The following is a 15,175-nucleotide window of genomic DNA, read 5'->3' on the forward strand; positions in this document are numbered from 1 at the left end:
CGAAGGGCCGAGCGCGTGGCGCGCCAGGCGGTCGGGCGCACCGGATGCAAGCGCGGCGCGGGCCTCCGCCAAGGCCTGCCATTCCAGCGCGCCGCCGCCGATGGTGCCCGCTTGGCCGGCCTGCCAGACCAGCATCGCCGCCCCCGGATCGCGCGGCGACGATCCCGCCACATCCGCGATCACGACGCGGATCACCGGGCCATGGGCGGCGACCGCCGCGTGCAGGTCTGCCAGATCGAGGCTCATGGCGCAGCCTCCGCGCGCACCCGCGCCACCGCCGCGAGCAGCCGTTCCGGCGTCGCTGGCGCGTCGAGCGCGGGATAGCCCGGCCCGCAAGCCGCCACCGCGTCGGACAGCGCAAGGAAGGCCGAGATGCCGTGCATGAAGGGCGGCTCCCCCACGGCCTTGGACCGATAGACCGTCGCTTCGCGGTTGGGCACGTCGTAGAGTGCCACGTTGAACACGCGCGGCCGGTCGCCCATCGCCGGGATCTTGTAGGTGGCGGGCGCGTGGGTGCGCAGGCGGCCCGCATCGTCCCACACCAGTTCCTCCATGGTCAGCCAGCCCGCGCCCTGCACGAAGCCGCCCTCGATCTGGCCGATGTCGAGCGCCGGGTTCAGCGAGGCCCCGGCATCGTGGAGGATGTCAGTGCGCAGGATGCGGTTCTCGCCGGTGAGCGTGTCGAGCACGACCTCGGTGCAAGCCGCACCATAGGCGAAGTAGTAGAACGGCCGCCCATGTCCCTTGATCCGGTCCCACGAGATGTCGGGGGTGCGGTAGAACCCCGTGGCGCTAAGAGACACGCGGGCGAAATAGCATTCCGCGGCGGCCTCGGCAAAGGTCAGCATGTCGCCGCCCACCCGCACCTGCCCGCCCGCGAAGACGACCGATGCCGGGTCGGCCTGCCGTACCTCGGCCAGTTGCACCGCCATCCGGTCGCGGATCGCATCACAGGCCGCCTGCACGGCCATGCCGTTCAGGTCCGACCCGGAGGACGCCGCCGTGGCGGAGGTGTTGGGCACCTTTGCGGTGTCCGTGGCCGTGATCTTTACCGCGCCCACATCCACGCCGAAGCGCGCGGCGGCCACCTGTGCCACCTTCTGGAACAGGCCTTGCCCCATTTCGGTGCCGCCATGGTTCATGGCGATGGACCCGTCTTGATAGACATGCACCAGCGCGCCCGCCTGGTTGAGATGGGTGAGCGTGAAGGAAATGCCGAACTTCACCGGCGTCAGTGCGATGCCGCGTTTGAGCACCGGCTCTCGCGCGTTCCACGTCGCCACCGCCGCGCGGCGGGTGTCGTAGTCGCAGGACCGGGCCAGCCGGCCCGTCAGGTCGTGCAGGCAGAAATCGGTGACCTCCTGCCCATAGGGCGTCACGCGGCCGGTCCGGGGTGCCGCCGGTGCCGTGGCCTCGGCATAGTAGTTGGCGCGCCGCACCGCCAGCGGATCACGTCCCAGAGCGTGGGCGATGTGATCCATCACCCGCTCGATCCCCACCATGCCTTGCGGGCCGCCGAAGCCGCGAAAGGCCGTCGCGCTTTGCGTGTTGGTGCGCAGCCGGTGGGAGGTGATCCGCACGGCGGGCAGCCAATAGGCGTTGTCGGCATGGAGCATCGCGCGGTCGGCCACGGGCAGCGACAGGTCCTGCGCCCAGCCGCAGCGCGCATACTGGGTGAAGGCGATCCCCGCGATCCGGCCGTCGGCGTCGAAGCCCACGTCATAGTCGATGCGGAAATCGTGGCGCTTGCCGGTGATGACCATGTCGTCGTCGCGGTCGTAGCGCATCTTGACCGCGCGGCCCGTGCGGGCGGCCACCAGCGCGCAGGCGATGGCGAGCGCGTTGCCCTGGCTTTCCTTGCCGCCGAAGCCGCCGCCCATGCGGCGCGTTTCCACCCGCACGGCATGCATGGGCCGACCCAGCGCATCGGCGACCTTGTGCTGGATCTCCGTCGGGTGCTGGGTGGAGGCGTAGACGATCATGTCGCCGCCTTCCTGTGGCAGGGCCGCGGCCGCCTGCCCCTCCAGATAGAAGTGCTCCTGCCCGCCGACCTCCATGCGCCCGCTCACCCGGTGGGACGCTACGGCGATCGCGGCCTCCGGGTCGCCTCGACCGTAGATGCGCGGACCGTCCTCGAACCGGCTCCCAGCCGCCAGTGCGTCGTCAATGGTCAGGATCGCGGTCGTGGCCTCTGTCGTGACCTTTGCCCGTCGCGCTGCGGCGCGGGCAGCCACGTGGCTTTCGGCTGCGACCAGAAAGAGGGGCTGGCCGACATAGTGAATTGTGCCGTCGGACAGGAGCGGTTCGTCATGGGCCGAGGGCGAGCAATCGGGGTTCACCCCGAGATCCGCAGCCGACCACGCACCGACCACGCCCGGAGCCGCGCGCACGGCGTCCAGATCGGCCGACACCAGCCGCCCGGCGGCAATCTCGCTCAGCCCAAACGCCAGGTGCAGCGCACCCGCGGGCAGCGGGATGTCATCGACATACGGCGCCTGCCCGGTGACATGTAGCCGGGCCGCGTCATGGGGCAGCGGTCGCCCCACGGTCGGGGCCGCGGTGCCGTCGCGGGGCGGGGTCGGATCAGCGGTCATGGTGCGACCTCCAGCACATCCGTTGCGGAGCCGTGATCGGCGTGGAACGCGCGCCAGAGCAGGTTCTGCGCCACGGTCAGCCGGTAGTCGGCGCTGGCGCGCATGTCGCTGAGCGGCTGGAAATCCTGCGCGAAAGCCGGGATTGCGGCGGTGACGGTCGCCGCGGTCCAGGGCTTGCCCACCAGCGCGGCCTCCACCGCCGCGGCGCGCTTCGGAATGCCCGCCATGCCGCCGAAAGCGATGCGCGCGGATGCGACCGCGCCGTCCGTCACGGTGATGTTGAAGCAGCCGCAGACCGCCGAGATGTCCTGGTCGACGCGTTTGGAAATCTTGTAGCAGCGCAGGCGGTCGGGCTGGCGTGGAATGGTCACGGCCTCGACGAATTCGCCGGGCGCGCGGTCCTGCTTGCCGTAGGCGATGAAGAAATCCTCCAACGGCAGCGTTCGGCGCGTGTCGCCCCGGCGCAGGTGGAGCGTGGCACCCAGCGCGATCAGCGCGGGCGGGCTGTCGCCGATGGGCGATCCGTTGGCGATGTTGCCCCCCACGGTCGCGGCGTTGCGCACCTGCACCGACCCGTAGCGGCGGATCATGGCGGCGAAACTCGGGTGATGGTCATCCATCACCGGCAGCAGGTCCGACAGCGTGGTCATGGCCCCGATGCGGATCGAGTCTAACGTAACGGTAACGCCGCGCAGGTCGGCACAACCGTTGAGGAAGGCCACGGGGCCGAGATCGCGGAATTGTTTCGTCACCCACAGGCCCACATCGGTGGCCCCGGCAACCAGCGTCGCGTCCGGATGGGCGGAATACCAGGCTGCGAGCGCATCGGCGCTGTCAGGCCGGAAGAAAGCCGCATCCGGCGGGGCGGTCCGGTCTTCTGCCGCGCCCTGCCCCGCGGGGGATGCGTCACGGTCGAACATGGCGCGGTCCGCCAGGATATGCGCGGGGATCGCGGCCGCGGCGGTATCTTCCGCGGCGCGATGAATCGGCGCGTAGCCCGTGCACCGGCACAGGTTGCCAGCAAGCGCGGTGTCGTGGTCGGTCATCCCTTCCGCATGCGCCGCGGCCATGGAGACGACGAAACCCGGCGTGCAGAAACCGCATTGCGCGCCGTGGCGGTCCACCATGGCCTGCTGGACGGGGTGCAACGTGCCGTCAGGGGCGGCAAGCCCCTCGACCGTGCGTATGGCGGTGCCATCGACCTGGGGAAGGAACAGGATGCAGGCGTTCAGCGCGCGGCTGCCGTGGGCATCGGTGACCATCACGGTGCAGGCGCCGCAATCGCCTTCGCGGCAGGCTTCCTTGGTGCCGGTGAGGCCCCGCCGGTCGCGCAGCCAGTCGAGCAGCGTATCGGTGGGGGCGGCCTGTGCCACCTGCACCCCGTCTCCGTTGAGGATGAAACGTATCATGGGATCGTTCAGTCCGCCGCGTTACCAATGTCCTGGGGCGCAGGCGCCGCGTATGCCCCGGACCGATGCGGCGTAGACCCGGGACGACAGGCTGCAGAAAAGCGGGGTTTGCCGGGCTTGGCAAGAGCTGTGCGCACCGCGATGCCTCATGGCGCCGCCCCGAACGCCCGAAATTCGGGCAACCGCCCATGAAAAGGCCACGCAGGGCGGCGACAGAACGATGACTGTGCATGTGCCGGCCGGGCTTTCCCCGGCCGCGCCGGGGCGCTAGCGTGGCGCGCATGAACGCCAGCACACCCGCCCCCCGATTCATCCACCTGCGCTTGCACACCGAGTATTCGCTGCTTGAAGGGGCGGTGCGGCTGAAATCCCTGCCCGGTCTGGTGGCCGGGATGGGGATGCCGGCGGTCGCCGTCACGGACACCAACAACATGTTCTGCGCGCTGGAGTTTTCCGAAGGTGCGGCAAAGGCGGGGGTGCAGCCGATCCTTGGGTGCCAGGTGGACGCGGCCACCGAAACGCCCCGCCCCGGCGACCGTGCACCGGACCCGGCGCCGGTGGTGCTGCTGGCGCAGGACGAGACGGGCTACCGCAACCTGCTGAAGATCAACTCGGCGCTCTATCTTGGCGACGGCAGCGGGCGCGCGCATGTCACGCTGGATGATCTGGCGGTCCATGGCGCAGGGCTGATCTGCCTGACGGGCGGACCCGGCGGGCCGGTGGGGCGGCTGTTGCAGGCGGGACAGCGCGCCAAGGCGGAAGCGCTGCTCGAACGGCTCGCCGCGATCTATCCCGACCGGCTTTACATCGAGTTGCAACGCCATCCCGGCGACGATGGCCTGCCCGAGGCCGAGCGCGCGACCGAACGCGGCCACGTGGAACTGGCCTATGCCATGGACCTGCCGCTGGTGGCCACGAACGACGTGCATTTTCCCGATGCCGCGATGTTCGAGGCGCATGATGCGCTCATGTGCATCGCGGACGGAGCGTATGTGGATCAAGCCGCACCGCGCCGCAGGCTGACCCCGCAGCATTACCTGAAGACGCCCGAGGAAATGGCCACGCTCTTCGCCGATCTGCCCGAGGCGCTGGAGAACACGGTGGAGATCGCGCGGCGCTGTGCCTTCCGCGCCCGGACCTGCGACCCGATCCTGCCGCGCTTCGCCGATGACGAGGTGGACGAACTGCGCCGGCAGGCCCGCGCAGGGCTGGCCGCGCGGCTGGCGGTCATCCCGCACGCGGCATCCGTGGCGGATTACGAGGCACGGCTCGATTTCGAACTGGGCATTATCGAGCGGATGGGCTTTCCCGGCTATTTCCTGATCGTGGCCGACTTCATCAAATGGGCCAAGGATCACGACATTCCCGTAGGGCCGGGGCGCGGGTCCGGGGCGGGCAGTCTGGTGGCCTATGCGCTGACGATCACCGACCTCGATCCGCTGCGCTACAGTCTGCTGTTCGAGCGGTTCCTGAACCCCGACCGTGTGTCGATGCCCGACTTCGACATCGATTTCTGCATGGACCGCCGCGAGGAGGTCATCGCCTACGTGCAGGGCAGGTACGGGCGCGACCGGGTGGGGCAGATCATCACCTTCGGCGCGCTTTTGTCCAAGGCGGCGGTGCGCGACATCGGGCGGGTGCTGCAGATGCCGTATGGGCAGGTGGACCGGCTGTCCAAGATGATCCCGGTGGAAGGCGTCAAGCCCGTCAGCATCGAGAAGGCGCTGGCCGACGAGCCGCGCCTGCGCGAGGAAGCCCGGCGCGAGGAGGTCGTCGCGCGCTTGCTCGGCTATGGCCAGCAGGTGGAGGGGCTGCTGCGGAACGCATCGACCCATGCCGCGGGCGTGGTGATCGGCGACCGGCCGCTGGACGAGCTGGTCCCACTGTATCAAGACCCGCGGTCGGACATGCCCGCCACGCAGTTCAACATGAAATGGGTGGAACAGGCGGGGCTGGTGAAGTTCGACTTCCTGGGCCTCAAGACGCTGACCGCGATCCAGAACGCGATCGCGCTTATCCACGCCTCGGGCCGCGATCTGCACATCGCGGCGGACGGGTCCGAGATCTACGCGCCCTTCGAGGGCGCGGAAAACGATATCGGGCAGATCCCGCTGGAGGACGAGAAGACCTATCGGCTGTATGCCAGCGCGAAGACCGTCGCGGTGTTCCAGGTGGAAAGTTCGGGCATGATGGATGCGCTGCGGCGCATGAAGCCCACCTGTATCGAGGATATCATCGCGCTGGTGGCGCTCTATCGCCCCGGCCCGATGGAAAACATCCCGACCTTCTGCGAGGTCAAGAACGGGCTGCGGGAACGGGCGTCCATCCATCCGAGCATCGACCATATCCTGGACGAGACGCAAGGCATCATCGTCTACCAGGAACAGGTGATGCAGATCGCGCAGGAAATGGCGGGATATACCCTTGGCGGCGCGGACCTGTTGCGCCGCGCCATGGGCAAGAAGATCCAGGCGGCCATGGATGCGGAAAGGCCCAAGTTCCTCGAAGGGGCCGCGAAGAACGGCGTGGACAAGGACAAGGCGCTGGAGGTCTGGAACCTTCTCGACAAGTTCGCCAATTACGGCTTCAACAAGTCGCACGCCGCTGCCTATGCCGTGGTCAGCTACCAGACCGCGTGGCTGAAGGCGAACCACCCGGTCGAATTCATGGCCGGGGTGATGAACTGCGATATCCACCTGACCGACAAGCTCGCCGTCTTCGCCGAGGAAGTCCGGCGCGGGCTGGGGATCGAGATCGTGCCGCCCTGCGTGAACCGCTCGGGCGCGCAATTTACGGTGTCACAGGGGCGGCTGGTCTACGGGCTTGGCGCGCTCAAGAACGTGGGTGTCGATGCGATGGGGCTGATCGAGGCCGCGCGGACAACCGGCGGGGACTTCGTCACGCTATTCGATTTCGCGCGCCGGGTGGACCTGCGCCGGATCGGCAAGCGCCCGCTGGAAATGTTGGCGCGTGCCGGGGCGTTCGACCAGCTGGACCGGAACCGCCGGCGGGTCTTTGCCGCGATGGATGCGCTGACGGCCTATTCGGCGGCGATCCACGACCAGCGCGGCTCGGCCCAGGTGTCGCTCTTCGGCGATGCGGGCGAAGACCTGCCCGAACCGCGCCTGCCGCAGATGGACGACTGGATGCCCGCCGAGCGGCTGCGCGAGGAACACGCCGCCATCGGGTTCTACCTGTCGGGCCATCCGCTGGACGACTACATGGGCGCGCTGAAACGCGCGGGGGTGAAGACACTGGCCGAGATCGCCCGGGACGCGCGCGGGGGGCCGCTGGTGGCGAAGATCGCGGGATCGGTGGCAGCGCGGCAGGAACGCAAGTCTGCGCGCGGCAACCGCTATGCCTTTGTCGGGCTTTCGGACCCCACGGGGCTCTACGAGGTCACGGTATTCTCGGAAACGCTGGAGGCCGCGCGCGACGATCTCGAACCCGGTCGCAATGTGGTCCTGACGGTGGAGGCGACGCTGGAAACCGACCAGTTGAAGCTGCTGTGCAAGGGGGCTGCACCCGTGGACAACGTGGTCGCGCGCGCGGGTGTGGCGGGCATGCGCATCCATTTCGATCCGCGCGCGGATGTGTCGCCGGTCGTGTCGCTGCTCGACCGGGTGACGAAGGACGCGCCTGCGCGGCTGCGCGCGCCGGTCAGCCTGCGGCTGCAGGTGCATGACGACACTCTGTCCGAAGTGGACATTCCCCTGCCGGAACCCCGCGCCGTGACGCCGGAGTTGCGCAGCGCGATGAAATCCCTGCCCGGCGTCGTGATGGTGGAGGATATCTGAAGTCGATACGCCGCGCCATCCATCGGCGCGGCGCCTCTTGCAGGGCCGCGCTGCGATCAGGCGGCCTTGCGGGTCCGTGTCGCCGCGATGCTGCCAAGGGCCACGACCAGAAGCCAGCCAGCGGCGGGCAAGGGCACGGGCGCGGGTGCGGCACGCAGATCGAACTGGTCGATAAACCGATCGGCCAGAATCCCATGCACCGCCGATGTCTTGTGCGCCGCATCGAAATTGATCAGCGTGGAGCAATCCGGTTTCTGTGGCTCGCCCGGTGGGACGCAGTAGTCGGCGGGCGCATCGCTGTACAGGTCGAACCCGTTGGACCCGGATCCGGCAATTATTTCGCGGATGATCGCGTAGGCATCGAACAGCAGCACATCGGCCGGCAGCACCGGGTCGAGATCGGTCACCAGCATGGCGATCGCTGCGCTGAGCTGGCGCCCCGCCGCATCGTTCCGCGCGTCTGGGTCGGGCTCGTCCGTGACGGTCGGGGCATCCGAGAGCACCGGGCGCGGCGTGCGCGTGGCGACGACGATGTTGCGCGCGCCCAGATCGGACAGCCGAGTGACGGCGGTGCGCAGGTTCGCGTCGGCGCTGGCCACGGCGGCGTCCACTGCCGTCTGATCGTTCTTGTCGGCGAAGAACAGGTCGTTCGACCCGGCAAAAACCAGGTAGAGCGCGTCAGCATCGGCGGCTCCGCCGCCGAGGAACAGGTCGAACTCGTCGATCTGGCTGAGCGTGCCGGTCTTGAGCGTGTCCGATGCGCCGGGGATCAGGATCCCGAGGATGTTGTCCGGCCCGGCCTGTGCACCGCCCCAGCCATAGTTGCGCTGCGGCACGCCCACGCGGTCGGCAAGGAACTCTGGCAGGATCGTGCCGTCCGCACTGCGGCCGTCCACGGTGTTCGGCGGAACGACCACGCCATCGGCGGGGTCTCCGGCCAGCTCGGCGGCGGCGCGCCCGATATCGACATTGCTGTCACCGAACACGAACAGACTGTTGATCGATAGTGCCGCCGCGGGTGCGACACCTCCGAACGCAGTGGCACAGAGCGCCGCATAGAGAACGTGCCGCATCGGATCCCTCCCGCTTTGTCGCTTCTGGTGATTCTTGGTTAACATGATGCACAGGTCCACCGGGCGATCAAGCTTGCTGCACCTGCATAAGTTCCAGGCGCCGGTGTTGTTCTGGCGCAGCGTCACGGGCTGGACGCCGGGCGGGCAGGGGATCCGGCGCGGTCCACCAGCCCCTGCAAGCCGCGCAAAAGGGCGATGAAGACCAGCCCCGAAGCCCAGGTCGCCCCGTAGAATGCCAGTCGGGCGGTGGGCGGCATGTTGTTCAGGAACGGATAGGGCAGGCCCGCCGTCACCGTGCCAACCGGTTCGTCGTTCAGGGGGGCCACGACGAATTCCGACCAGCCGAGATAGGCGAGCACCGCAACACCAAGCCAGAGCGCCACGGCCAGGACCCGGCGAAAGCCGCGCTTGATCGCCAAAACGTCGATCCATTGCAGCAGCGGTCCGGCGAGATGCAGGTAGTATTCGCGCGCCGGCACGATGTCGTTGTCGCCGTTCACCAGCGTCGGATCATCGAAATAGAGCCGCCAGTAGGACACCACGACGATCATGTTCATGACCGCCACCACCGACACGAAGACCGCCCCGCGGCCGTCCCGCTGACCGAAGCGCCGCGTCAGCATCATCGCGGCGGCGACAAGACTGCCGGTCAGCGCCCAGATCGTGAGGTAGCGAAACTGCCAGCCGAAATCGGACCAGTCCGCGAAATCCTCGACGGTGGCACGATCGATGAAGAACACGATGGCCAGCAACAGGACGATCCAGCGATAGGCGCGACTGCTTTGGGGCACGGTTCGACCTCGTTTCCGGCTGCGATTGTTCGACGATGTGCCCGATAGCATGTTTCGCAAAGGCGCGCAGGGCCGATATCGAATCGGCGCAGGGGGCGGGCAAGGCCGCCACGGCGCCGCAATCCGCCCGCCGTCGGGTCGGCGGGGGCCGCGCCCGCGTCCAGACGTCGAAGTTGACCAAAACGCTATCGCGCTGGAAATGGCCCGCCACAAGGGGATGCGCCATCCGCCCGACGATGCGTGGGGCTCGCAACCGGATTGGTCCGCCATGTCCCAGATGCATACCGAACAGGCATTGTCGCCGGTTGCGGTACAACCGGAAGGTGCGCTATTTTCCCGTCTCAGGCGAAACTCCGGCTAGGTTCGATCATGCCCCAGTCACGATCCGGCACGGCACGCGACGGCGCAATCGATCTTGCGCCCGACATGATCGAGTTCCGCGACACCGGCGATTGCGACGCGGCGAGCGATTTCTACTTTCCGGACGATGGCGCGCTGACAGGCATCCTGCCGGAATTCCTGTCCTGCGCGGACAGCACGATGGTGACCTTCATCCCCGACGGACGGGACGTGACCGGGGACGGCGCCGACGCGGGGCCGGGATCGCCCACCGGGCTGGACGAGTTCGACTTCACCTGACCGCCGCGCGGTCCGGTCCCGGTTGCCAAGGCGTTAACCGCGCCTCTCGAAACCCCCGCGCAAGGGCGGATTCCCCAATAAGCCATTAACCCGCCGTGGCGCAGATCTGGTCCCGGGTGAAGATCGAAGGGGTGACATGGACCGACGCATGCTGATTGCGGCGCTAGGCGGAATTGCGTCCGCCTGCCTGCTGCCAATGCGGGCCGGGGGGGCTGTGGCCGGTGCCCCGGTGATCCGCGAAAACGGCTGTCTGCCGCGGGGCGATGACGCGGCCTGCCGGGTTGGGTTTTCCAGCACGCCGCCGCTGGCGACCGATCCGTGCCGTGGGCGGGCCTGGGCCATGGCGCTGGCCTACATGCTCCGGGGTTACGGGGCGCGGGTGGACCCCGGCGACCTGCTGATCCGGGCCGGGCTGCCACCGGACGGATGTCCGGACCACGACACGGACCGCGAAGAGGCGCTGCTGCACGCCATGGCGGGCACATGGACCGACCGTGCCGGGCAGGGCTTCCTGCTGGGGCTGGCCCCCCTGCCCTCGCTGCACGAGGCGATGCCGCGCGACCCCGAATTTCCACGGCTGCTCACGCGACTGGCGCGCCAGCCGCTTCTGTGCGGCGCGGCGGGGCATGCCACGGTCATGACCGCGCTGACCACCGTGCCAGGGCTTGCAGGCACGGTGCGGCGCGACACGATCTCGGTGCGCGACCCCCACGCGCCCACGGGCGGGCTGCGCCTGCTGACCGACGCGGAACTGTCGCGCCCGTTCTGGGTGCTGGGGGTGTCGGTCGTGCCGTTGTCGACGCGCTAGAGATAATCGCGCCGTTGTCCGCACGCTGGGTTTGATGGTGCCGTCGCCGAGGCACGGGGAACCTGCGTCCGGCTAGCCCGGCGCGCGGGCGCGCTTACCAATGCGGTGGGGGCTTGTCGGCCAGCACCGCACTGCCGCCGTCGTCGCGGCTGCGCTCCGCCTCGCGCCGCATCAGCATCTCGACCCGCCGTTCCAGCCGGTCCAGCGCAGTATCCTGCCGCGCCACCACGTCCGACATATCGCCAAGCGCCCGTTCCAGGTGGGCGATGCGTTCTTCCAGATCCTGCCGGTCCATGCCTGCCTTTCCTTGCACCCCTGGGGTTGCGGTTGCCCCCTTCTGCCCCATCGGCTAAGGCACGCGCGACTGCCAGACAGCGAGGGCCCGATGGCCAAGAAGGACAAGAAGCAGCCGCGCCCCAAGGCCGAAACGCCGCGGGGCTTTCGTGATACCTTCGGCGCGGAATTGCGCGAACGCAAGGCCATGCTCGACACCATCGCCGAGGTCTATCACCGCTACGGATTCGACGCGCTGGAAAGCTCCGCGGTGGAAACGGTGGAGGCGCTGGGAAAGTTCCTGCCCGACGTGGACCGCCCCAACGAAGGCGTCTTCGCCTGGCAGGAAGAGGATGACGGCCCCTGGCTCGCCCTGCGCTATGACCTGACGGCGCCGCTGGCGCGGGTCTATGCCCAGCACCGCAACGACCTGCCGACGCCCTATCGCCGCTACGCGATGGGGCCGGTCTGGCGGAACGAGAAACCGGGACCGGGGCGGTTCCGGCAGTTCACCCAATGCGACGCGGATACCGTGGGCGCGCCGTCCGTCGCGGCGGATGCCGAGATGTGCATGATGCTGGCCGACGCGCTGGAGGCCGTAGGCATCGCGCGCGGCGACTACGTGGTGCGGGTGAACAACCGCAAGGTGCTGGATGGCGTGCTGGAATGTCTTGGACTCGACGAGGAGGACGTTTTCAAGCGTCAAGCCGTACTTCGGACGATCGACAAGTTCGATAAGGTTGGAGTTGAAGGTGTCTGGCAACTCCTGACAACCGGCCGCCTTGATGATTCCGGCGCTTATATCGAAGGCGTTGGGCTTGGCATGGAACAAGCACAAATTATTGGCCAGTTCCTTCAGTCACGGTGCGATAGAGCGGACGAAACATTCGGGCTTCTCCGTCAATTGATTGGCGACTCTGTGCGAGGTCATGAAGGTGTGGACGAGTTGGCCCAGATAGCCGACATCCTCGCCGCCCAAGGCTACGGCCCCGACCGCATCGTCATCGACCCCTCCGTCGTGCGCGGCCTCGGCTACTACACCGGCCCGGTGTTCGAGGCGGAACTGACGTTTGAAATCCTCGGCGACGATGGTCAGCCCCGGCAGTTCGGCTCGGTCGCCGGGGGCGGGCGCTATGATGACCTCGTGAAACGCTTCACGGGCCAATCCGTGCCCGCCACCGGCGTTTCCATCGGCGTGGACCGGCTGCTTGCGGCCCTCGCGGCCAAGGGCAGGCTTGCCAGCACGCATGACGAACATCTCGTCGTCGTCACCGTGATGGACCGCGACCGCATGGCCGATTACCTGCAAATGGCAACGGAACTGCGTCAACTTGCGAAGGACAGGAGCCATCCCCTGCGTGCCGAAGTCTATCTTGGCAACCCCAAGAATTTCGGGAACCAGATGAAATATGCCGACAAGCGCGGTGCTGCCATCGCCGTCATCCAGGGCGCGGACGAACATGCCCGTGACGTGGTTCAGCTGAAGGATCTCAAGCTTGGCGCCGAACTCGCGGAAGGGGCCAGCCTTGAGGAATGGAAATCCCACGCCGCGCAGCGTGAGGTGTCCCGCGCCAGCTTCGCGCAGGAAATCGTCGCAATGCTGAAGCTCGACACACCATGAACCGCCTGCCCAAACCGGCCGTTCGGGCCGAGGCGCTGCGCCTGCGCGACGTGTTCGAGGCCGCAGGCGCGACGCCCGTCGATCCCGCGATCCTGCAACCCGCCGCCACGCTGCTGGACCTTTACGGCGAGGATATCCGCGCGCGCGCCTATGTGACCGGCGATCCGCTGCGCGGCGAGCAGATGCTGCGCCCCGACTTCACGGTGCCGGTCGTGCAGGCGCATATGGCGAACGGCGCCGACCCCGCGCGCTACACCTACGCGGGCGAAGTCTTCCGCAAGCAGGAAGACGACGCGACCCGCCCCAACGAGTATTTCCAGGTGGGGCTGGAGATCTTCGACGGCAGCGACCCCGAGGCCGCCGATGCCGCCGTCTTCGCCGCCATCGCAAGCGCGCTGTCGGACCTGCCCGTGCGCCCCGCGACCGGGGATATCGGCATCACGCGGGCGACCGTGGCGGGCCTGCGCCTGTCCGACGACCGGCGCGCGGCACTGATGCGGCACCTGTGGCGGCCCCGGCGGTTCCGGGCACTGATCGACCAGTTCGCCGGGCGCAGGCCCGCGCCCGCGCACCGTGCGTCCCTGATCCGCGACATGAAGGCGGGGCGCGATCCCATGGCCAAGGCGGGGCCCGTCATCGGCCTGCGGTCCGAGGCGGAGATCCGCGCGCGGCTCGACCGGCTGGCGCGCGACGCGGACCAACCCGTCTTGCCCGCCGCGCAGGTCGATCTGCTGGACCAGGTGACAGGGCTGCGCGACACCTGCCCCGCGGCGCTGGAACGCTTGCGCGACATCGCGGTGGACCTGCCCAGCCTGTCCCCGGCGGTGGCGCGGCTGGCGCGGCGGCTCGATGCGCTGGACGCGCACGGGGTGGCGGTGGACGCCCTGCCGTTCGAGGCAAGCTTCGGGCGCACGACGCTGGAATATTACGACGGCTTCGTGTTCGGCTTTTCGGCGCCCGGACGCCCCGACCTGCCGCCCGTGGCGACCGGCGGGCGCTATGACGCGCTGACCCGCGTGCTGGGCGGCGGGCGGTCGATCCCGGCGGTGGGCGGCATCATCCGCCCGGAAATCGCGCTCGTGCTGCGCGGGCAGGAGGCGGCCGCATGACGCTGAAGCTGGGGGTGCCGTCCAAGGGGCGGTTGATGGACAAGACCTTCGACTGGTTCGGGGCGCGCGGGCTGACCTTGTCGCGCACGGGGTCCGACCGGGAATACGCCGGTGCCGTGGACGGCATCGACGGGATCGATCTGGTACTGCTGTCGGCGTCGGAGATCCCGCGCGAACTGGCCGCGGGGCGCATCCATCTGGGCGTGACCGGGTCGGATCTGGTGCGCGAGACGCTGGCAAGCTGGGATGACCAGGTCCGCGAGATGGACCTGATGGGCTTCGGCCATGCGGATCTGGTCATCGCCGTGCCGTCCGCGTGGGTGGACGTGGATTGCGTCGCCGATCTTGACAGCGTGGCGGCGGCGTTCCGCGCGGCGCACGGGTTCCGGCTGCGGATCGCGACGAAGTATCACCGGCTGGTGCGCGATTTCCTGAAGCGCGAGGGCGTGGCGGATTACCAGCTTGTCGACAGCCAGGGTGCGACCGAAGGCACGGTAAAGAACGAAACCGCCGAGGCGATCGCGGACATCACCTCCACGGGTGAAACTTTGCGGGCCAACCACCTCAAGGTGCTGTCTGACGGCGTGATCCACCGCAGCCAGGCGACGCTGTTCAAGTCCCGCCGCGCCCCATGGACCGATGCGCAGCGCGCCACGCTCATGGCGTTGTCCGACATGCTGGGCACCGTGCAGGCCTGACCGGGAATTTTTCGCGGCGGGCGAAACCCTGCGGGGGGCGCCTGCGTGACTGTTTGGAACAGTCAGCGGAGAACGCCCCGATGCGCGACACGAACGCCGTGGCACGACCGGCGGAAGACCCGGACACCGTGCTGCCCTACGACCCCGACGACTGGGAGCGGCGTCTTGCCGAGGCCCGCAAGCGGCGTGAGGCGGTGCTGCGGCGCCGCGCCGCCATGGCTGAAGCAGACCCCGGCCCGGCAGAGGCGCACGATACGGCACCCGCCGCCGCGGCGCCGCCGCCACCGCCCGTGTCCAGGCCGGACCCGAATGACTGGCGGCGCAGGCTGGCAGAGGCGCGCGGCATCGCGGGCACAGACAGCG

General features: G+C 68.5%; 13 protein-coding genes. 7 read left to right on the plus strand and 6 right to left on the minus strand.

The window, feature by feature from the left end; genetic code table 11:
- The 3 genes from DDE13_RS19550 to xdhA form a co-directional block, all read right to left on the minus strand.
- A partial coding sequence (locus DDE13_RS19550; RefSeq protein ID WP_328587858.1) for an XdhC family protein occupies nucleotides 1–246 on the minus strand: 246 nt, incomplete at its 3' end.
- Entirely contained in the window at nucleotides 243–2,594 is a 2,352-nt protein-coding gene (xdhB, locus tag DDE13_RS19555) for a xanthine dehydrogenase molybdopterin binding subunit (RefSeq protein WP_111405916.1), read from the minus strand. The genes DDE13_RS19550 and xdhB, both read right to left, overlap by 4 nt.
- A complete protein-coding gene (gene xdhA / locus DDE13_RS19560) occupies nucleotides 2,591–4,003 on the minus strand; it encodes a xanthine dehydrogenase small subunit (protein ID WP_111405917.1) in 1,413 nt (470 codons plus the stop codon). The genes xdhB and xdhA overlap by 4 nt, the downstream gene beginning before the upstream one ends.
- A gap of 281 nt (nucleotides 4,004–4,284) precedes the next feature.
- On the opposite strand from xdhA, the gene dnaE reads away from it, so the two are divergent.
- Nucleotides 4,285–7,800 carry a DNA polymerase III subunit alpha gene (dnaE, locus tag DDE13_RS19565; protein ID WP_111405918.1) on the plus strand — a complete coding sequence of 1,172 codons (3,516 nt, stop codon included), beginning with the start codon at nucleotides 4,285–4,287 and terminating at the stop codon, nucleotides 7,798–7,800.
- Between the two features lie 56 nt (nucleotides 7,801–7,856).
- Here dnaE and DDE13_RS19570 read toward each other — a convergent pair whose 3' ends face one another.
- Nucleotides 7,857–8,873: an SGNH/GDSL hydrolase family protein gene (locus DDE13_RS19570; protein ID WP_162631105.1), complete on the minus strand. Its 1,017-nt coding sequence runs from the start codon at nucleotides 8,871–8,873 to the stop codon at nucleotides 7,857–7,859.
- 122 nt (nucleotides 8,874–8,995) lie between these two features.
- Nucleotides 8,996–9,664: a hypothetical protein gene (locus DDE13_RS19575; protein ID WP_162631106.1), complete on the minus strand. Its 669-nt coding sequence runs from the start codon at nucleotides 9,662–9,664 to the stop codon at nucleotides 8,996–8,998.
- A gap of 369 nt (nucleotides 9,665–10,033) precedes the next feature.
- Between DDE13_RS19575 and DDE13_RS19580 the strand changes: the two genes are divergently transcribed.
- The gene (locus tag DDE13_RS19580; RefSeq protein ID WP_111405921.1) at nucleotides 10,034–10,303 is read left to right on the plus strand and encodes a hypothetical protein; all 270 of its coding nucleotides are present in this window, start codon (nucleotides 10,034–10,036) and stop codon (nucleotides 10,301–10,303) included.
- 136 nt (nucleotides 10,304–10,439) lie between these two features.
- Complete coding sequence (locus DDE13_RS19585) at nucleotides 10,440–11,111, plus strand: hypothetical protein (protein ID WP_162631107.1); 672 nt, start codon at nucleotides 10,440–10,442, stop codon at nucleotides 11,109–11,111.
- A gap of 94 nt (nucleotides 11,112–11,205) precedes the next feature.
- Here the strand turns inward: DDE13_RS19585 and DDE13_RS19590 are convergent, their stop codons facing one another.
- Nucleotides 11,206–11,406, minus strand: a complete 201-nt coding sequence (locus DDE13_RS19590; protein ID WP_111405923.1) for a SlyX family protein — start codon at nucleotides 11,404–11,406, stop codon at nucleotides 11,206–11,208.
- A gap of 90 nt (nucleotides 11,407–11,496) precedes the next feature.
- Between DDE13_RS19590 and hisS the strand changes: the two genes are divergently transcribed.
- From hisS to DDE13_RS19610, 4 genes are all read left to right on the plus strand, one after another.
- Complete coding sequence (gene hisS, locus DDE13_RS19595) at nucleotides 11,497–13,005, plus strand: histidine--tRNA ligase (protein ID WP_111405924.1); 1,509 nt, start codon at nucleotides 11,497–11,499, stop codon at nucleotides 13,003–13,005.
- On the plus strand, nucleotides 13,002–14,114 hold the full coding sequence (locus DDE13_RS19600; protein ID WP_111405925.1) for an ATP phosphoribosyltransferase regulatory subunit: 1,113 nt from the start codon (nucleotides 13,002–13,004) through the stop codon (nucleotides 14,112–14,114). Before hisS ends, DDE13_RS19600 begins: the two co-directional genes overlap by 4 nt.
- Nucleotides 14,111–14,812: an ATP phosphoribosyltransferase gene (gene hisG / locus DDE13_RS19605; RefSeq protein ID WP_111405926.1), complete on the plus strand. Its 702-nt coding sequence runs from the start codon at nucleotides 14,111–14,113 to the stop codon at nucleotides 14,810–14,812. The genes DDE13_RS19600 and hisG overlap by 4 nt, the downstream gene beginning before the upstream one ends.
- Nucleotides 14,813–14,892: 80 nt before the next feature.
- A partial coding sequence (locus tag DDE13_RS19610) for a hypothetical protein (RefSeq protein ID WP_222626151.1) occupies nucleotides 14,893–15,175 on the plus strand: 283 nt, incomplete at its 3' end.

Source organism: Meridianimarinicoccus zhengii (assembly GCF_003254465.1).
GTDB classification, from domain to species: Bacteria; Pseudomonadota; Alphaproteobacteria; order Rhodobacterales; family Rhodobacteraceae; genus Meridianimarinicoccus; species Meridianimarinicoccus zhengii.